The sequence below is a fragment of the Desulfosediminicola sp. genome (genome assembly GCF_048381775.1).
GTDB lineage: Bacteria > Desulfobacterota > Desulfobulbia > Desulfobulbales > Desulfocapsaceae > Desulfopila > Desulfopila ganghwensis.
Map to the genome: position 1 here is coordinate 111,466 of NZ_JBLXGE010000014.1, position 16,922 is coordinate 128,387.

At 53.6% G+C, this 16,922-nt stretch carries 20 protein-coding genes; 1 reads left to right on the forward strand and 19 read right to left on the reverse strand.

Annotated elements, in window-relative coordinates; translation table 11 throughout:
• The 3 genes from ACN5NT_RS20005 to ACN5NT_RS20015 form a co-directional block, all read right to left on the reverse strand.
• Entirely contained in the window at window positions 1-501 is a 501-nt protein-coding gene (locus ACN5NT_RS20005) for a 2-oxoacid:acceptor oxidoreductase family protein (RefSeq protein WP_136796884.1), read from the reverse strand.
• Window positions 498-2,318, reverse strand: a complete 1,821-nt coding sequence (locus ACN5NT_RS20010; protein WP_419176645.1) for a thiamine pyrophosphate-dependent enzyme — start codon at window positions 2,316-2,318, stop codon at window positions 498-500. The genes ACN5NT_RS20005 and ACN5NT_RS20010 overlap by 4 nt, the downstream gene beginning before the upstream one ends.
• Before the next feature lie 254 nt (window positions 2,319-2,572).
• On the reverse strand, window positions 2,573-3,433 hold the full coding sequence (locus ACN5NT_RS20015; RefSeq protein ID WP_419176646.1) for a branched-chain amino acid ABC transporter permease: 861 nt from the start codon (window positions 3,431-3,433) through the stop codon (window positions 2,573-2,575).
• A gap of 126 nt (window positions 3,434-3,559) precedes the next feature.
• On the opposite strand from ACN5NT_RS20015, the gene ACN5NT_RS20020 reads away from it, so the two are divergent.
• Window positions 3,560-3,814, forward strand: coding sequence for a Trp family transcriptional regulator (locus tag ACN5NT_RS20020; RefSeq protein ID WP_419176647.1), 255 nt, complete (start codon window positions 3,560-3,562; stop codon window positions 3,812-3,814).
• A gap of 169 nt (window positions 3,815-3,983) precedes the next feature.
• Here the strand turns inward: ACN5NT_RS20020 and cutC are convergent, their stop codons facing one another.
• From cutC to ACN5NT_RS20100, 16 genes are all read right to left on the reverse strand, one after another.
• On the reverse strand, window positions 3,984-6,407 hold the full coding sequence (gene cutC, locus ACN5NT_RS20025; protein ID WP_419176648.1) for a choline trimethylamine-lyase: 2,424 nt from the start codon (window positions 6,405-6,407) through the stop codon (window positions 3,984-3,986).
• A gap of 105 nt (window positions 6,408-6,512) precedes the next feature.
• On the reverse strand, window positions 6,513-6,953 hold the full coding sequence (locus ACN5NT_RS20030; protein ID WP_419176649.1) for a EutP/PduV family microcompartment system protein: 441 nt from the start codon (window positions 6,951-6,953) through the stop codon (window positions 6,513-6,515).
• 165 nt (window positions 6,954-7,118) lie between these two features.
• Window positions 7,119-7,478 carry a BMC domain-containing protein gene (locus ACN5NT_RS20035; RefSeq protein WP_419176650.1) on the reverse strand — a complete coding sequence of 120 codons (360 nt, stop codon included), beginning with the start codon at window positions 7,476-7,478 and terminating at the stop codon, window positions 7,119-7,121.
• Window positions 7,479-7,502: 24 nt separating this feature from the next.
• The gene (locus tag ACN5NT_RS20040; protein WP_419176651.1) at window positions 7,503-8,054 is read right to left on the reverse strand and encodes a BMC domain-containing protein; all 552 of its coding nucleotides are present in this window, start codon (window positions 8,052-8,054) and stop codon (window positions 7,503-7,505) included.
• 5 nt (window positions 8,055-8,059) lie between these two features.
• Complete coding sequence (locus tag ACN5NT_RS20045) at window positions 8,060-9,400, reverse strand: 4Fe-4S dicluster domain-containing protein (RefSeq protein ID WP_419176652.1); 1,341 nt, start codon at window positions 9,398-9,400, stop codon at window positions 8,060-8,062.
• A 32-nt stretch (window positions 9,401-9,432) separates the two neighbouring features.
• Window positions 9,433-10,542, reverse strand: a complete 1,110-nt coding sequence (locus ACN5NT_RS20050) for a 1-propanol dehydrogenase PduQ (protein WP_419176653.1) — start codon at window positions 10,540-10,542, stop codon at window positions 9,433-9,435.
• Between the two features lie 128 nt (window positions 10,543-10,670).
• On the reverse strand, window positions 10,671-10,952 hold the full coding sequence (gene eutM / locus ACN5NT_RS20055) for an ethanolamine utilization microcompartment protein EutM (protein ID WP_419176654.1): 282 nt from the start codon (window positions 10,950-10,952) through the stop codon (window positions 10,671-10,673).
• 21 nt (window positions 10,953-10,973) lie between these two features.
• Window positions 10,974-11,315, reverse strand: a complete 342-nt coding sequence (locus ACN5NT_RS20060; protein WP_419176655.1) for a hypothetical protein — start codon at window positions 11,313-11,315, stop codon at window positions 10,974-10,976.
• A gap of 3 nt (window positions 11,316-11,318) precedes the next feature.
• Window positions 11,319-11,867 carry a BMC domain-containing protein gene (locus tag ACN5NT_RS20065; protein ID WP_419176656.1) on the reverse strand — a complete coding sequence of 183 codons (549 nt, stop codon included), beginning with the start codon at window positions 11,865-11,867 and terminating at the stop codon, window positions 11,319-11,321.
• A 17-nt stretch (window positions 11,868-11,884) separates the two neighbouring features.
• Window positions 11,885-12,154, reverse strand: a complete 270-nt coding sequence (locus tag ACN5NT_RS20070) for a EutN/CcmL family microcompartment protein (RefSeq protein WP_419176657.1) — start codon at window positions 12,152-12,154, stop codon at window positions 11,885-11,887.
• Window positions 12,155-12,186: 32 nt separating this feature from the next.
• On the reverse strand, window positions 12,187-12,798 hold the full coding sequence (locus ACN5NT_RS20075; protein ID WP_419176658.1) for a hypothetical protein: 612 nt from the start codon (window positions 12,796-12,798) through the stop codon (window positions 12,187-12,189).
• A 25-nt stretch (window positions 12,799-12,823) separates the two neighbouring features.
• Complete coding sequence (gene eutJ / locus ACN5NT_RS20080) at window positions 12,824-13,645, reverse strand: ethanolamine utilization protein EutJ (protein ID WP_419176659.1); 822 nt, start codon at window positions 13,643-13,645, stop codon at window positions 12,824-12,826.
• An 18-nt stretch (window positions 13,646-13,663) separates the two neighbouring features.
• Window positions 13,664-14,503: a phosphate propanoyltransferase gene (locus ACN5NT_RS20085; protein WP_419176660.1), complete on the reverse strand. Its 840-nt coding sequence runs from the start codon at window positions 14,501-14,503 to the stop codon at window positions 13,664-13,666.
• Window positions 14,504-14,568: 65 nt separating this feature from the next.
• The gene (gene eutM, locus ACN5NT_RS20090; protein ID WP_419176661.1) at window positions 14,569-14,850 is read right to left on the reverse strand and encodes an ethanolamine utilization microcompartment protein EutM; all 282 of its coding nucleotides are present in this window, start codon (window positions 14,848-14,850) and stop codon (window positions 14,569-14,571) included.
• Between the two features lie 62 nt (window positions 14,851-14,912).
• Entirely contained in the window at window positions 14,913-16,352 is a 1,440-nt protein-coding gene (locus ACN5NT_RS20095; RefSeq protein WP_419176662.1) for an acetaldehyde dehydrogenase (acetylating), read from the reverse strand.
• Between the two features lie 11 nt (window positions 16,353-16,363).
• Window positions 16,364-16,900, reverse strand: coding sequence for a BMC domain-containing protein (locus ACN5NT_RS20100; protein ID WP_419176663.1), 537 nt, complete (start codon window positions 16,898-16,900; stop codon window positions 16,364-16,366).
• Window positions 16,901-16,922 lie beyond the last annotated feature (22 nt).

Below are 16,922 nucleotides of genomic sequence, written 5' to 3' on the forward strand. Positions count from 1 at the left end.
TCAGTTTCTCAGCCCGGCCTGAAATGCCTGCAGGTTCTGCTCTACAAACTTTGGTGGGGCAAGTTTTTCGATAGCCTCAAGACACTGCCCCTCCGTACAGAACAGAGCGTTACTGTTGACTGCCCTGCCCAGCAGCACCAGGTTTGAGAGTACCGCCTTACCCATTTCCCTGGCTATAGCCGAAGCGTCGATACGCTCGCCAACCCCTTCAGTATTGGAATTTATGAAAAGTGCACCTCCCTCTTTCATCAACGGCTGATGCACCGGTAAATTGGCATCCCAAAGAAACAGCGCCACATCGGCCTGGCCGGTGCGGATCAAGGGAGCTGCGAAATTACCGATCTTCAGGGTCGAGAGCACGGTACCGCCACGCTGGGCCATACCGTGGCTCTCTGAGGTCAATACAGGTATTCCCTGGTCCACGGCAACCTGGGCAATCACCCGGGTAAGAAAGAGCACGCCCTGGCCACCGATTCCGCTTACCACTATCTGCTGCTTCATATCATTCCCCCCTCTACAATGGCCTGGGCCGGGCAAACTGCGATACAGGTGCCGCAACCATGACAGCGATCCCCATCCACCCGGGCTGTCTCATTTTCCTTGTCCATGGAAAGTGCCGGACACTCAAAGATCTCAACGCACTGACCACACCCCAGGCAATCTTCGGTGATTTGCACCGGTGCAGCCTCCTGCGCTTTTCGTACCGCCGGGTCCATCAGGCAGCCATGCTTTGCAATCAGCACCGCCACTCCACCATTTTCATGACGAGTATGTTCATCCGCCTTACGCAGCAGTTCTTCGAAACGTGCCTGGTGATATGGGTCGCAACTTTCAATGAATTCAACCCCGGCGGCCTTCACTAACGGCATGATGGCAATTGCCTTGGTCTTCCTGCCACCTGCAGCAATCCCCATATGCGGTACCGGCTGACCACCGGTCATGGCTGTGGTGGCATTATCGAGAATCACCACGATAATGCGCGCATCCTGTACTACAGCATTGATAAGCGCCGGGATTCCTGCATGGAAGAAGGTTGAGTCGCCAATGGTCACCACCACAGTCGGTGTTGCTCCACCATCCTGCCTGTACGCCTGATAAAACCCGGCCCCCTGGCTGATACAGGCCCCCATGCAATGGACGGTATGTACCGCCTCGAGATTCATGCCGAGGGTGTAACAGCCGATATCGGAGGGAAAGATGCCATCGGGGAAGGTTTTCTTGATAGAGTAAAACGCGGCTCGATGCGGGCACCCCGGGCAGAGTGACGGACGCTGACCACGTGCCTGTACAGCTTCGTTTTGCTGCCTCTCCAAGCCGAGAAAATCTGCCAGTGCGGTGTACAGGACATCAGGAGTCAACTCCCCTTCCTTCGGGACCGCACCACTCAGTTTGCCTGCAGCCCCCGGGTGAGCAAGTTGCATCTCAATCACCGGGTAGGTCTCTTCCAGTACCAGGACTTTTGTATACGAGTTTTGCAGCGTATCGATGAAATCCGGGTTCAGCGGGTACGGCATCAACACCTGATACAGATCGACAGTACCAGTCAGTTCGAGTTCTGCCAGCAGATCGACCAGGTTCGCATAGGCGATACCGGAAGCTACCAGGGCCAAACCTTTATTTGTGCCGTCCCCCTCTACCAGTTTCGGCTGCCAGTCAGGCTCTTTGGCTATCTGCTCCAGTTTTGCATTCAGTGCTTTATGAAGCCGCGGCAAAAACGCTGGTGTGGCACAAAACCGGCCGGTATCCGGTACAAATTCCGATTTTCGATCAGGGCCCAAAGGAGTTGTAAGCGCAACACTCTGGCGAGAATGGCAGACCCTCGTCGTTGGCCTCAGAACCACATTCATCTCATATTTTTCAGATAAGGTAAAAGCCGGTGCAACCATCGCTTTGGCCTCGGCCGGACTCGACGGATCAAGCACCGGCACCCTGCCCTGCAGACAGAATAACCTGGTATCCTGCTCATTCTGCGAACTGTGGGGACCAGGGTCATCAGCCACAATGGTGAGCATGCCGCCTTTCACACCGAGATAGGCGGTGCGCATAAAGGGGTCAGCCGCCACATTGAGGCCAACCTGTTTCATTACCGCCGCAGAACGCTTGCCGGTGTAGCTTGCTGCCAGTGCCACTTCAAAAGCGATCTTCTCATTTACCGACCACTCCACATGTAGTGGATCTACAGCTTCATCCCGCCTGTTGATCACCGACTGTAAAATCTCAGTGGAAGGTGTTCCGGGGTACGCCGCCGCTACCTGGCAACCGGCCTCTATCAGCCCGCGGCCGATGGCATCATTACCCATCAATAATTCAATTGTCATACTCTCCTCTATTGTCTAATGCCACACGCCACATCATCAGCGACTAGCCTGAAACGCTGTATTTATCTCTATAACCCAACTCTCAATTCCCACGTCCAACCGGTAGTTCCCGTTGCAGTTCCGTCCAACGTCCAACATCCAACCTGCAGTTCCCATTGCAGTTCCGTCCAACGTCCAACGTCCAACGTCCAACCCGCAGTTCCCATTGCAGTTCCGTCCCACGTCCAACATCCAACCTGCAGTTCCCCTTACAGTCACTCTCCAAACAATCCCTTCGGCCGTACAAAAAGCACCAGCAGCAACACCACAAAAGCCACTACATCCTTATAGGCGCTGGAAAGATAGCCGGCTGAAAGGGACTCCAGCAGACCGAGACAGAGACCTCCCACAATTGCCCCGGGAAATGAGCCAAAACCGCCCAGAATAGCCGCCGCAAAACCTTTTAACCCCAGCAGTACCCCGACATCGTAATTGAGGGTGGTAATCGGTGTGACAAGTACACCCGCCAGACCACCCAAAGCACCGGCAATGGCGTAACTGGTCAGACGGATTCGACCGGCCGGGATACCAACTACAGCGGCCGCTGTGGGGTTGGAAGCAACAGCCCGCATTGACAATCCGAGCGATGTTCGATAGAAAAACCAGGTGAGCAGACTGATCGCACCAATGGTTAGCACCATCACCCAGAGCGCCTGGGGCAAAAGGCTCGCCCCCATAAAAGTGATAGGCACATCAGGTGTCAAAGGCGGCAGAGCCATCCGGTTCGTGCCCCAGATCAACTTGATGATTCCCCGCAATATTATGGAAAGCCCCACGGTGAGAAAGATCAGCACCAGATGATGGTTCGACCTCGCAGGCCGAAGCCCGAAGCGTTCCACAATCATCGCCACCAATGCCACTCCGGCCACAGCAAGCAAAATTCCGGGAATCATAGGCAATCCGGCACCAAAGAGACATGAGAACATCAACATTCCACCCAGGGTCACAAAATCCACCTGTACGAAATTGACGATCTTCATGGTATTATTGACCACACAGAAACCCAGAGCTATCAGCGCATAAATTGCGCCACTTGTCAGCCCTGAAAAGGTATATTGCAGTAGATCGGCAAACATACAGCAAACAGGCTCCTACATAACAACACTATCGCCGTGTGTTCAGCCTCTGTACCAGAGGGCTTTAGGGCAAACACGACAAAAAATAGCTTTACCCAAACCAAATTTGCACTATCGTACTAGTACATGGATACAAAAATAAAGAACATTTCCAGTTTAGTCAATTATTTGCTGGCCAGGACGAATCCCGAAGAGATGGAGCAGTCCCTCAACGAACTGCTAACTGCAAGCGAGTTGGACGAAATAGTTAACCGGTTGCAAATAATAAAAATGTTGAAAAAGGGCATCCCGCAACGCAAGATTGCCGAAGAGCTTGGCGTGGGCATCGCCACCGTAACCCGAGGGTCGAATGCCTTGAAGAAGAGCAGGGAAAAGAAATAGAAAAAGACAAAGGCTGTTGCCTGATTGCTGGTGATAGTAATCAGGCAGCAGCCTTAATAAATGCAATATATAGCCTTACTGCTGAGACCGAAACACAGACATCCGCTTCCCATTGTCTCGAAACCAGCTGTCTGCCTGTCAGTTATACAACATGCTTCACCACTGCGTGCTATTCCAGCGAAGTACGACTGATGATCTCGTCCTGAACCTCCTTACAAAGTTCCACAAAAAAGGCGCTGTATCCCGCAACCCGCACCATCAGGTCGCGGTACTCGTCCGGATTCTGCTGCGCTTTTTTGAGCGTCTCATTATCCGTGTAATTGAACTGCATCTGGCCATTACCGAGCACCGACGCAGTTTTGAGCAGGGTTATCAAGCCGGCCCGACCTTCAGCATTCTCCAGTGAGCCGCGCACCACTTTGAAATTATGCGCCATGCCAAGACTCATCTGCTCAACATCCATCTTGGAGACTGATTTTATAATGGCGGTCGGCCCCTTCTTATCAGCCCCCTGGGTCGGACTCATACCATCTGAAAGCGGTGCCCAGGCTGCACGCCCGTCCGGGGTGGCGCCAACCAGCTCACCAAGAGGGGTATTGAACGACTGGGAAAGGGTACCGTGAATCATCGAGGCATAAAGGGACTGATGCCCGTTCATGGTGGTTTCTGTAAAATCGACGATATCCGCTGTTATCAGATCCGCGTAATCGTCATCATTACCGTATTTGGGAGCATTGAGACAATCGCGGCGCAATTGCTCGTAGCCCTTCCAGTCCGCATCCAGCGCCTCTTTCATCTCCTGAAGGCTATATTTCCCCTCATCGAACACCAGCCGCTTTATAGCCGCCATACTGTCCACATAGGTGCCAAGTCCGGCAAAGATGGTTCCCGGCCCGGCATAACGCACGGCGCCACCGGCAGTGACATCTTTGGCGCTCTCCATACAGCCATCAACGAAAAGAGACATGTACGGTTGTGGTGCAACATCACGAACCAGTTTCTGGTTGATGACCGTGCCCCTGGCTGTAAGCGCCATGATATGCTCAAGCTGCTTTTTGACCGCCGCCTCAAACTCCTGGTAGCTGTTCAGTTGGGAGAGTTCGCCGGTATCAAGCCCTTGTCTGCTGCCGTGGGACTTGACCACTCCCCGGTTGAAAACCATCTCGATGGCAATGGGCCATTGGGTGAAACCACCAACGGTCCACTGATGGAGACGACCGGATCGCTGGGGTTCGACGCAACCCATGAGGCAATAGTCCCTTGCCTCCTCCAGCTCGAAACCTTTCTGCAGCATCATCTTGACATGCGCATCATCAAAATGGCAGGCGGGCATTCCTCCCCCTGCCCTGACGACATCCACGATCTTTTCCAGATATTCCTGGGGAGAGTCGTTATGAATACGGCAGGCAAGCGATGGCTGATACACACCGACCTTCTTCACCGCTTCCATGAACAGGTAGGTCAATTCATTGGTCGCATCGAGACCTTTGGTGGTCTGCCCGCCAACGGTGATATTGATGAAAGGCATATAACCGGCAAAGTATTTTGCAGTGGACTCGGGGGTATACCAGATCATCTCCGAGCATTTGATAATAAAGCAGCCCAGTAGCTCGAGAGCCTTTTCATCATCGATCCTGCCAGTCAGTTTATCCGCATAAAAATATGGATAGAGATATTGATCCACCCGCCCCAGTGAAGTTGAACACTGGTTTTCCTCCAGTAAAAAGAGTGACTGAATTGTCCACAGGGCCTGCAGTGCTTCGTGAAACGTCTGCGGCGGGTTGGCCGGCACCCGGCGGGTGATACGTGCCAGTTCAAGAAGCTCCGCTTTTCGGGCAGGTTCCTGCTCGTTTTCGGCAAGCGTCATGACATGGGCGGAGAGTCGATCGCAATAAGCGATGATGCCATCACAGGTCTCGATTACAGCCCGGTAGTAATCACCCTTCTCATTGGTTTCTCCCGCTTGCCTGTCGAGTTCCCCCAGCCTGTGCACCGCTTCAGACCTGATGCCATGAATACCCTTGGTCAGGAGGATGATATCGTAGCCGGGGCTGGTATCACCGCCGCCGCTGGTGTGATGATAGCTCAAATCACTCACGCAGGCATCGATGGAAAATTCCCAAAGCCCCTCCTCACGAAACAGCTTCTCGCACGCCTCATCGAGTGACTTGCCTTCCCAGAACGGAAAAATCTCTCTCTTGAGAATTTCCTTGTCCTCTTCACTGATAAGGTACGGGTCCTGGGAGCGGGTTCCAATGGTATCCAGCTCATCCCGCAGCCACCTCCAGGCGGTGTCGGGAGAAAACGAGCCGGAACGTGCTCTTCCTGTCGGGTGCCCGACAATGAGTTCCTCGTCCTGAACCAGCAGGGGTGCGGTTTCGCAACTTCGTCTGAAGCCCATGGCCCTGCGCATCTGGGCAGACTGGGAGCCATGCAGTTTCTCGACTGCTGTTACAGCCAGCGCCCGGCCTATGGAGATGGTAGGCTTCACCTTCAGATATCGAGCTTTCAAACGCTCAATACGAGGGAACACCTCCACGTTTTTGTACTCCGGATTAGGCTGGTCGTTTCCGCAATCTGTCTGAATCGTCATGATACAACTCCTGAATATGGGTGTTTTCCTGCAGCGCAGGAAGGATTCGTTAAAGAGAAAACAAAAAGATGAGAGGGACTATTGGCAGTATGGAAACAGAATGGGTCAGGCAAGAGCCCTGCGCAGCTCGTCCAGACCGTCGCCGCTGATGATGCCGGTGGCGTAGAATTCCTTCACTCCTGCATTTCTTAAAAAGGCAATTGCACGTTCTCTATTGGCTGCGGGATCATCGATTTTAGAAATAATACCGACCACTCTCCGATTGAACATCGAAGCGAAAAGAGGGGGGAAAAGGCTGTTTTTGCGGGTCGCGTCCTGAACCAGGAGCAAAACATCACAGTCTGCGGAGGTGGTGATAAGGGCGTTATAAAACCGCCTGTTCTCCAGAAACTCCCCAGGAGTATTGATGAACCGGCCATGATATTCCACGGCCATGGCTCGCCGGGGTGAGTAATCACCGGCTGAGAGGGTTCTGATAAGTGAGCTTTTTCCAACCAGGGTCTCACCGACCAGCATCACTTTCCTGGTGATATTTTGAGTATCCATCAACTGCTTACTATCTCTGAAAAACGATCTTGAAGGGCACTGATTACTCTCTTACGGCTTACTGAACTCTTTATACATGTTGCATGTTTCCCAAAGTCAGCTCTGCAAGCATTATTGTTCAAGGCCACCTGATGTTATGCGAAATGTCAATTATCGGACAGACTCCTAGGAACGGGTCATCTTGACAGTTGAGTACTGCAAAACATTTTCGAAATAATTCAAAACTTCCCGAATCGCCGCTTCCACACTCGCCACGTCTCCGACGAGCAGCAACGAACCGCCAAACCTGTCGAGAAAACCTATCTCCACCGCGGCCGCTTTGGTGGCCACATCTGCGGCGATGATCACCCCCTCATATGGCATAATGGTCATAATGCCGATGGCACCGGCAGACTCATTATCGAGGCCGAGTTTCAGGTATATTCCCTGCTGGGGACTGGCAATGACATGCGCCAGGGTCACCTGCTTGCCGGGTACGTATTCCTGAATAATGCGCTGTTTCTGCCCGCTCTGGTTCTCAATCATATCAGTGTCCATGTAGTGAAGTGCTTATAACAGATGCGCTTTCAATTCGTTGCTTGGTGACGGTATTACTACGTGGCTGTGCAGAGGACCGGAGTCACCGACAGCCGCAATGCCCGCTTCAACCGCCGCGTTTACTGATCCCACATCTCCAGTCATAGTCACATATGCCTTGCCGGCAAGTCCTGCGGCCATTCTGATTTCAATCAAGTCCACATCGCCCGCCTTGGCCGCGCCATCGGCTGCGAGAATACAGGCTGAGATGGTCATTGTTTCTATTACGCCCAGAGCGTTAATGCGGGGGATAAGCGTACTGGCATTCAAAGCCGGGATCACATCATGGTGAACACTGGCAATGGTAAACCAGTCCACCGCCATATCGCCGGCGATTTTGCAACCGGCCTCCACAGAACTTTGTATCGCCCCGGTATCACCGGCGACAACGATGACGTATCGACCGGGACAGGTGGTACGGGCCATGACCAGTTGCACACTGGCCGCCTTGATCATCTCATCGGCCACATGCATTCCCCAGGCAACACTGTTGACCTCAACACATCCGATTGTCCGTAAATCCATACCTGCTATCTCCCTGCTTCACAGCTTGCTATGCAAATAATGCCATTATCGATCGAGGCAACCACACCGTCTATGCTGGCGTGCACTCTGGCTCCCATCGCCATTTCGGGGATTTCCGCAATGAGCTGATTTTCGCTCACCCTATCTCCCACCGCCACTACCGGCCTCGCCGGCGCTCCTATATGCTGCCTGAGCGGCAAGGCCACTTGCCCGGTGGCCATTTCTCCGCCATATTTGGCATGGGCCTCATACTCTCCGAGCTTGAGCCGCTGGATAAGTCTGCTGGTCGGCACACGGCGAACATCCCTGAACAGATTGGGAACAAGCGCCTCGCCGTCACCTTCCCAAGTCACCCCTTCGCCCATGAGCGCTCTCTTAATCTGGGCGTTGACCTCCCGTGGCGAGAGCATCATCGGACAGGCGAACTTCTCGCAGACACCACACTCCGAACAGAGCAGCGCCTCACGGGCCTGACGCGACTCGAGCACCTGCGACTCCAGAACCCGCATCAGCTTATGCGGATGCAGGGAGTGACCAAGCAATTTCCTCGGGCACATATCGGTGCAGCGGGTGCACTGACAACAGATGGTATTGGTGATCCGCCGGATCTTCTCAGGCTCCATGATTTTACCGGCCACGACGGGATGGTCCGGTGGCAGAACGATCAAACCGCTGGTGGTTTTCGTGACAGGCTGACGTACATCTCCAATCACCCGCCCCATCATCGGCCCGCCATCAATAACCATGAATTGATCAATGGTCGCGCCACCGGCAAATTCGAGCACATCGACAACACTGCTTCCCACCGGCGCCTTCACCACCATGGGCCGTGCGACCTCACCACTGACAGTGATATATCTGTGAGTTACCGGCTTACCATCGACGGCGCGGGCCAGGTTGTACAACGACTCGACATTGCTGACCACAACTCCGACCTGCAGGGGAATGCCCCGCTCGGGTACGGTCTTGCCCAGCACCTCGTGCACCAGCACCTGCTCATCGCCTGCCGGGTAAAAATCTTCCAGTACAAATATCTCGATAGTGGTACAATCGGCACCGCTGATCGCTTTCCGCAGAGATTCAATGGCCGAACCATGCTTGCCCTTAACGCAGAATATGCCTTTGGAGGCCCCTGTGCATTCCATCATAGCATGGAGACCACGCAGCACATCATCCGCCTCATTCTCCATGAGATACGGATCACTCATCAGCAGCGGCTCACACGAAGCACCGTTGACCAGCACGGTTTCAACCCGGGCATCGGCTTTGACCTGGGTAGGCAAGCCGGCACCACCAGCCCCGACCACACCCATGTCGCGAATTTTGGCGACTATCGCATCACTCATCAGATTTTTATCCCATCGCTAAATATTTCTAATTACCAGGCCTGCCTGAGCAACTCAACGATATCACCTTCGGAAGGCCTTCTCGGGTTACCTGCGGTGCAGATATCGCCAAGGACGTTACGGGCGATGGTGTTGAGGTTTGCCATGAACGCGCTTTCCTCGATCTTGAGTGAACCGATTCGGTTCGGAATACCCATGGTCTCGTTCATCTCTCGAATTGCCTTAACAAGGCTCGCGGTTCCCTCTTCCACTGTGGAGGCAGGCAGCCCGATCTTTTGCGCGATCTCCTGGTAACGGATGCCCACATCAAAACTATTGAAGCGAACCACATGGGGAAGCAAAACAGAGTTGGCCAGGCCGTGGGGCACGTGGAATATGCCGCCCAGGCTGTGTGCAATACTGTGCGTAATACCAAGACCGCTGTTATTGAATGCCATTCCGGCCATGCAGGAACCAAGCAGCATGTTCTCTCTGGCCTCCATGTCATCGCCGTTTCTATATGCTCTCAACAGATAATCAAAAACATACTGTACCGCATTCAGGGCATAGTTAGAGGTAAAGGCATTGGCCTGTCTCGAGGTGTACGCCTCAATGGCATGGGTCAGCACATCCATGCCGGTCGCCGCGGTAACGTGGGGCGGAACGGTACGGGTAAAGCGTGCGTCAAGAATAGCGATATCGGGAATCAGTGCTTCATCACTGAGTGGTATTTTGACCTCGTTGATCTTGTCGGTCACAACCGAGATATCAGTCACCTCAGAACCAGTGCCGCTGGTGGTGGGGATCGCCACAAACAGTGGTTTGCCCGCATCCTCCGCAGCCTTGTCGGCGAAATAGGCGATGGCCTTTGCCGCATCGATCGGTGAACCGCCGCCAAGAGCTATGATCAGATCAGACTTGTTCTGCAGCAAGAGCCGCGCGCCCTTTACCACGGTCTCAAGGGACGGATCAGGCTCCACATCGGCAAAAACATGATAACCAACCCCACTGCGATCCAGATGGCTTTTCACCCTGTCCACAAACCCTGTGGAGACCATTACCTGATCGGTAACGATGAAAGCCTGCGTAACCGCAAGTTGCTCAAGCACATCCATGGCATCGTCGCCATAGCAGATTTTGGTTTTTCCGTAAAACTGTGTCACCAGATACTCCAATCAACCGTAAAGAATAAAACAAAGTCCCGACAGGAGAACGTCAGGTATACGATGTGAGGTCAGAGGTGAAAGGCATCAATTCCCTTCACCTCATTGGTACCCTCACTCCCAGCTGCTTACTTGCCGGATTTAGGTAAAATAACTTCAACCTCCGCATGGGGACGCGGAATCACATGCACGCTCTTCAGCTCGCCCACACGATCAGCCGCAGCAGCGCCCGCATCGGTTGCCGCCTTAACTGCGCCGACATCACCACGAACCATTACGGTTACGAGGCCACCGCCAACCTGCTCGCGGCCAACCAGTTCTACGTTTGCCGCCTTTACCATCGCATCAGCAGCCTCAACCGCACCAACCAGTCCTCTGGTCTCAATCATTCCAAGTGCATTCATGATCATTACTCCTCAGTCGAATTTGACTTAAATTGTTTTTTTGAGTGTCTCAACTATCCGGCAAGTGGTTTCCCGCAACTGCTCGGGATCACTCACTCCGTAATCGTTCTTTAAAATCGCAGCCACACCCAGAAGCATAGGGTCGATGTCCGCATTTTCAGTTTCAGCCTTACAGCCTCCGGCAGGGCAACCGGCATCTTTATCGCATTTTCCTCCGAGACCGGCCTCGCGAACAATTGATATCTTTTGTTCACTGAGCGCATCTTTGGCCCCCGGGGTCAGAATCATGGTCTCATCAACATAGATGGTGCCATTGGCCTGACAGATGTAGGACTCAAGGTCACCTTTTTCAATCAGTATCTTTTTCATGGTTTATCCTATTCTTTTAACGAGAGATCTGACAACGGAGTCATCGGGGCGTGGAATAACCACAGTCTCTATGAGATATTTACCCAGAACACTTTCCGCCTTTGCAGTCGCTTCACGCACCGAGGCAACATCTCCGCCGAGAACAAAGTAGCATTTACCGTTAATTCCCTGACCGGTTACCAACCGTAGCAAATCGACGGCGGATTGTTTGACGGCACTGTCTGCGGCCACCACTCCTGACGAGACATTGCGGCACTCAACGACACCAAGTGCCCCACCCTGATAAGCACCGGTATCTCTTTGCAATGCCCCGGCAACTTCTGCCGACACGTTGGAGATACAATAGCAGCCGCTCAACCCGCGGCCGCTCTCTTTGGCCAGCGTGAGCGAAGAGGAAACAGCTTCCCGATCACCACCTATAAAAATCAGATATCTGCCGGAACAGATGGTGGCAGCGCGGATAAGCTCTACATCCGCCTCCTTGACCATGCTGTCAGCCAGTGCCACTCCGCCGGCAATACCTTGTACTTCGACAATACCAAGTGTATCCACAGTCAGACTCCAGCAGCTCAGCCTTCGCTGCCGTCGATAATGCCGACTATGGCAGCATCAACGGGAGTATCGTCATTGCCTATGGCCTTGCGGGCCGAGCTGCCGGTCACCACCAGCACCGGCTCACCGATACCCGCGCCCACACAGTCCACGGCGACGAAATTATCAAGTTCCAGCTCTTTTTCGGTGGTGATGTCGATGCGGCGCACAATCATCAGCTTGAGGCCTTTCAGCGTTTCTTCCTTACGGGTTGCCCAGACATTACCGACTACTTTGCAGACAATCATTTTCCGGAACTCCTTTTAGTGGACACTCGAGGTTACAAGCATCGTTGAATTTCTATATTCAGCTCTCTGGCGATCTCACCGGCCAGCGGAGTAACTTTGGCGGCTGCCGGTACCTGCAGCACCGGTGCGCCCTGCCCTTCGGCATCAACAATGGTCTTTTCAGTGACGAGGTTTTCCCAGCACCTGACAAAATCTGGCTTTTTCACTGAGAACGCTGTCAAGCCGAATCCGGCCAGGGTTTCGACATAGGATTCATACAGCCTGTACAGGGGCCCTGCGGCACTGTCACTGTACGTTCTGTATTCAAATTCAAGCACTTCAACGTTTTTGCCGTTCAACAGCAGATTCAGCACTTCGCCCGCCATAGCGCCTGCGGCGCGTCCGGTTGCCAGCTCCGCCATATCATTACAGGACAACTGCGGCACGACGTAGCGATCGACGTTTTGAGTCGGTTCTGTTTCACCAGAAAACAGAATATCGGTAGCCGGTTCACAGGCCGCCCGCAGGCGACGCTCCAGCTCCGGGTTTCTGTGGCCAAGCACCAGAATACGGTGAGCCACCCGACGGCTTTCAGGCGGCTGCTCTTCATGCAGCTGTTTCACCACTTCCTGGGCAATGATGCGGGCAATTGCGTTGATATCCATACTGCTGGCTTCTCCGGAAATTATCTTATGCTGCACAGTTCAGGGCTATTCCAAGCGGTGTGACCAGAAACGGATTGGCGGGTTTATGCACCGGGATGCCAATCTCGCTTTGCATCACCTTTTCCATCTCGCCAAGACAGCAGGTACCACCAACCAGGTGAATTGCGGAAACCTTTCTGCCGGCCAGATGTCTTTTGACGATGGAAGCCATCTTCTGCACCACCGGCCGCACGATCGGTAAAATCTCACCATGTCGCTTATTCTGCTTTTTCAGCGCCTCAGCCTCTTCAAAGCTGATACCGTAACTTCCGGCAAGCACCAGGGAGACATGGGTGCCTCCGGTCGCCTCATCGGCGACATGGACGACTTTGCCGTCTTCAAAGATCGAAAGCCCGGTGGTTCCTCCACCAATATCGACAATGACGCCATCCTGCAGACCGAGCACCGCGTTGGCCGCGGTGGGCTCATCGAGAATAGCGGTCACTTCCAGACCGGCACCTTCCACCACAAAGCGGTGGGTATTGCTATCTTTGGCGCTTGTGCCGGGAGGAACGGCAATGGCCGCATGGGTCAGCTCTCTGCCCAGCTGCTTCTCAAGCTGCTTCACCAGCTTGCGGGTGATTGTGGTGGCGCCCAAGTAATCCACGACCAGGCCGTCTTTTATTACCTGGGCAAATTCCATTGCACAGGCGACCGGCTGCTTGCAACTGTTGAGAACCACCACAACGATGTAGGCGGTACCGAGATCCACCCCGACATGGAGCTTCTCATCGGCTTCAACAGGCAGACTTGTCACCAGGCACTCTTCAAGCGCCTCTATTTTATTATCGATACTCGCGAAGTTCATACGGCCCACAACCCGGAATCAGCGGTTGCTGATTCTGCCGGAAACACTCTTGTTCCAGCCTGCGCTGTTGCCCTCATCGGGATCGATATGCATTGCCAGCTTGAAGGAATCGTGAACGCGGACCAGCACATCTTCAAGTGTTACCGGACGCTCACCGTCGAGTCGGACATGAACCCTATCATTGTCGATCACGCCGAATCTGCGCGCATCTTCCGGCGACATGTGAATATGACGGGAGGCAACGATAACTCCCTCCTCAAGACCTACGATACCCGCCTGGGAGGCAAGGATGATTCCCGGCGTGCCATTGGTGTCGCCGGACTGGCGCACCGGCGCTTCAACGCCGAGGATACGGGCGTCGGTCTTGGAGATCTCGACCTGAGAGGCGTTACGGGAAGGGCCGAGAACCGCGACATTATCCATGACACCCTTGGGGCCGATCAGTCTCACCCGCTCTTTGGCGAGAAACTGACCAGGCTGGGAGAGTTCACGAACCGGGGTCAGAGGATTGCCGAACAGGGCAATCGCGTCAGCTTCACTCAGATGTACATGGCGAGCGGACAGCTCAACCGGAATGGTCTCGCTGGTGTTGTAGTTGCCAGCCTTTCCCTGCTTGCACACCTCCATCTCATTGATGACATTTTTTATCACCACTTCGAGGATGTCGTTTATTGCTTTCTCGTTCATGCTCACTTCGCTTGCGGATATAAAAATATTTTCAAACGTCTCCGCCCCGGTGAATCGGCAATCGATTCGACACCAGAGCAGTTCATTGTGCTGAAGGGAAACCGGGCCCCCCTTCAAGCTATATGGACCGGTCACATGCTGCCCTACGGCATTGCTGCGACCTGTACCCAAAATCTCTCATCTGCTCATCGGGTGACGGACACCCGATGAGCATGAGAAATGCGGGGCAGTGCCGATCATCCCTGATTGCCCGGAAGGATGATCTCAACCTCGCCATGGGGGCGCGGAATTACGTGAACGCTTACCAGCTCACCAACGTTTTTGGCAGCAGCGGCGCCAGCGTCGGTTGCAGCTTTAACAGCGCCAACATCGCCACGGACCATAACGGTAACAAGACCGCCACCTACCTGAGATTTGCCAACGAGGGTTACGTTAGCTGCTTTAACCATTGCATCAGCTGCTTCAACTGCGCCGACGAGGCCTCTGGTTTCGATCATTCCAAGTGCGTTTGAGGACATGATATTCTCCTTCAAGTGTTTGTATTCTGCTTATTGCGGCAGTTTGTGATCCCAGATGCGATCTAGGACATTTGTTTCAATTGTGCGACGATCATTTTGGTGATGGCGTCGACATCAAGAGATTCGGGCGCGGCGGTCGCAGGTGCGGCCTCGCACGCCATGTTATCGAGGTCATAGGCGATCCTTCTCACGTTCATCAGGTTGAGCGGAGTCACATTGTCGGAAGTGGAACTTCCGCCGACCGCACCGCAACCGAGAGTAAACGATGGAAAAAGTGAGGTGGAAAGCCCCACAGCACCCTGAGTAGAAGGAGTATTGACAAGCATCCTTGAAACCGGCTTCTTCATGCCGAACTCGCAGATTACTCCCTCATTGTTCGAGTGGATGGCCAGAGAGTGTCCCACACCACCGTTTTCCAGAAGCGCATGACATACTTCACATGCTTCCTTCCAGTCTTCCACGACGTAGAAGCCGAGAAGAGCGGTGAGCTTTTCCTTGGAGAAAGGATAGTTCGGGCCTATTCCCTTTTCATCGGAGATCAACAGACGAACACCACTTGGGATGTTGATGCCTGCAATCTTTGCAATGTGAGCTGCATCGCGGCCCACAATATCCGGATTCATGGAACCGTTGCCACGCTCCATGACCCGTTTTACTTTCTCCAGCTCTTCACCTTCGAGGAAGTACCCGCCCTGGGCAATCAGGGTAGCCTTGACCTTATCGGCAATAACCGCATCGGTTACAATGGCCTGCTCAGAAGCGCAGACGGTACCGTTGTCAAAGGTTTTACTGGAGAAAATTTTGGTAATGGCATCCTCGATGTTGGCACTTTTCTCAATATAGGCAGGTACGTTACCGGCACCGACACCGAGAGCCGGGGTGCCTGAGCTGTACGCCGCCTTCACCATACCGGGTCCGCCGGTGGCAAGGATGAGATCAACAACCTTCATCAGTTCGCCGCTGCCCTGGATAGTCGGAACGCTCATCACGTTCACCATATCCGCATTGGCACCGCACTCGTGCAGAACCTTGCGAATCATGGCAACCGTCTGGTTGATGCAGTTCTTGGCACTCGGGTGCGGGGTGAAGACGATGGCATTACCAGCTTTAAGGGCGATTATCGACTTGTAGATAGTGGTGGAGGTCGGGTTTGTCGAAGGAATGATTCCCGCAATAACACCAACCGGTACCGCGATCTCTACCACTTTTTTTGCCTTGTCATCATTCAGGACACCGATGGTTTTCATGTCCTTGATGGCATCCAGCAAACGTTCGCTGGCAAGAATGTTCTTCTGCCTCTTGTCCTGAACCTTACCGAAGCCGGTCTCTTCAACCGCAAGCTGGGCCAGCTGCTCGGCATTCCGGCAGGCAGCCTCGGCGACCGCCTTGACGATACTGTCTACCCGCTGCTGATCATACTGGCCGAATTCGGCCTGCGCCTTTTTGGCAGCACGTACCAGAGAGCGGGCTTCCTGAATTGACAATAAATCCTTGTCTACCATTTGTGTTTCCTCTATCTGTTTGTAGCTTTCAAGATGGCTTCAATCAGTTTCATCTTTGTTGCAGCCTTAATTTCTTCAGTGGTCAGAGAGAGTTCACTCATCTCGAACGCCATCTGCCGCAACATGCTGATTTCAGTCTTCTTCAGCTCTGAAATTTTATAACGCTTCGGCTGCTTGATTTCTGGAGTGTCAACCTCTTCAATCTCGGTCTGCGCTGTGGTTTCCGGCGCAGCTTCATGCTGAGGTGCAGCTGCCGGTATGGGGGCAACCGGCCTTTCGACAGCCACGATCCGGGCAACCTCTTCATATGCTCTGGCAATAACGTTGTCGGCAACCAGTGCACTCTTATCGAGGCGGCAGACTGCAGCTTTGCCAGCCTCTACAGCTGTCTGCACAGCCGAAACCTCACCGCTGACGGTGATTGTGACCAGACCGTCACCAACAATATTTTTTTCCACGAGACGAACATCCGCAGCTTTCACCATGGTGTCTGCCGCTTCAACCGCTGCCAGCAGTCCTTCCGTTTCAATAAATCCTAATGCCGTCATCCCATCCATCCCTTCAATTGCT